Raw genomic sequence first — 1,661 nt, 5'->3', positions numbered from 1 at the left:
AAAGCCTTCATCGAAGTGATCAAAGCGCCACGAGGCAAAATTCCGATTTTTTCCGTAAGATGCTTATCTTTATGCGAAATATTCAAACGTAAGAAACTTACCTGTTGGGTATGAAGAGTTCTTCCCTGCAATGGAGGTGGTAATTGATCTGCCATGTCTTATCCCCTTAATGATTACGCACCAGCTTCACCGCTGTAGGTAGGAATGACAATCGTTCCAAAATCTTGGGCTGTTTGTGCGCTATTTGGCATTTTGAAACGGGTCTTCTTCATTCCTATCAATGTTTTAGCTGCAACACCAAATTGACGTTCATAATCAAAATATTCTTCTTTGAGTGTGTAATGCGTTGCACTGTGATTCTTGCCAAAACCTATAACCGCACTCTGGGCTCCTAAGAAAACCGCACGACGCACACTCTTTACCGCTGTATTATTTGTCGAGTTAACACCATGGGTGACATGTATCGCTTCACGTAAAATAACGCCATTATACATGCCTAGTGAACCATCAAAGATTGGGTTTTTCGCACGAGAGGTTGCATAAACCGATTTTTGAATATCTAACCACTCACCAACGGCTGTATTGGTTCGCAATTGCATGACTTGTGTTGGATGCAAATACAAAACATAAACATCATCACCATTGACATGGACTGGAGAAATTTGCGGATTGGCAAGTTTGGCTTGTTTAACCGCTTCATCAATCAATTTAAGACTAAAGCTATGTTTGGCTTTATCATTGAGATCTTCATCCTTTGTTTTACCATCTGGGCGGATAATACGTTCATTGCTTGGTGCCATGATTTCATTAAAGCCATAATGAACCGGCTTAATATACACTTCTCGACCATCAACATTGATCGTACGGGGTGTATAACCACATACCTGAAGAAAGAACATGATGCTTAAACGATTGGCATACCAACGAACTAAACCTTCTTTGGCTTTTTTCCGTAAATTGGGGAGAATTCTCTGTTGGTCAATCGAGTCATCATTCGCTACACGTGCTGCATGTAAAAGCTCGTTAATCACCAACCGATCATTCATAAATTGAAGCGCTTCTTCATTGCCCTCTAAGGTTTCGCCTTGCGTGACACCGTCCCCAAACAGATTGACCAGCAGACTAAACGTAACGCTATCCCCTGCACTCTTATGGGTTTCGTTGTAAAGCTGGATAATGCTGTTCGAACTTTTGCCAATCAGAGGAGCAATTTTTGTCGCTTTCAAAACTTCATTGCTTAATTTCTGTGACCACAATTTCACCGATTGCGGATCATGGGTTCCTATATGTGTTGTTGCCATTGATTTCACCTTTCTTTGCTGTAAAAAAACCGGCTTAAAGCCGGTGGAAAACCCGCATCAAGGCGGATTATGTTGTAAAACTTATTGCCAATCAGGATCTGCACCCATAATTTCATAAAAACGGGCTTCATTTTTCGGGTTCGATATCCAAGCATTGAATTCTTTCTCTGACATATTCGCAAGTGTCTCTTTGGTCATAGGACCCGTCACGCCCCCTCCACCAGATGCTGTTAAGGTTCTCGCAGAATTCTGCCGGCTTTGAAGTTCTGCAACCTGATTATTTGCTTGAACCCCTTGGTTCTGATAGCCAAGATTTTGCGCTATTCTATAAATCTCTTCTGCCGGATTGAGATCTCTTTG

The 1,661-nt window shown here is 41.8% G+C and carries 1 protein-coding gene and 1 pseudogene; both read right to left on the bottom strand.

Annotated elements, in window-relative coordinates:
- Positions 1 to 173 precede the first annotated feature (173 nt).
- Positions 174 to 1,301, bottom strand: a complete 1,128-nt coding sequence (locus ACFIK3_RS09415) for a N4-gp56 family major capsid protein (protein ID WP_375633744.1) — start codon at positions 1,299 to 1,301, stop codon at positions 174 to 176.
- Between the two features lie 81 nt (positions 1,302 to 1,382).
- Positions 1,383 to 1,661 (bottom strand): annotated as a pseudogene (locus ACFIK3_RS09410) (hypothetical protein); the annotation flags it as partial.

Origin of the sequence: Bartonella sp. CB10SXKL (genome assembly GCF_042195515.1) — a bacterium.
Taxonomy (GTDB): Bacteria; Pseudomonadota; Alphaproteobacteria; order Rhizobiales; family Rhizobiaceae; genus Bartonella.
This window is presented reverse-complemented; position numbering and strand designations above follow the sequence as displayed.

Excerpts from the sequence above, each read along its gene's own strand:
- ACFIK3_RS09415 (WP_375633744.1), bottom strand. The coding sequence starts at position 1,301 with ATGGCAACAACACATATAGGAACCCATGATCCGCAATCGGTGAAATTG.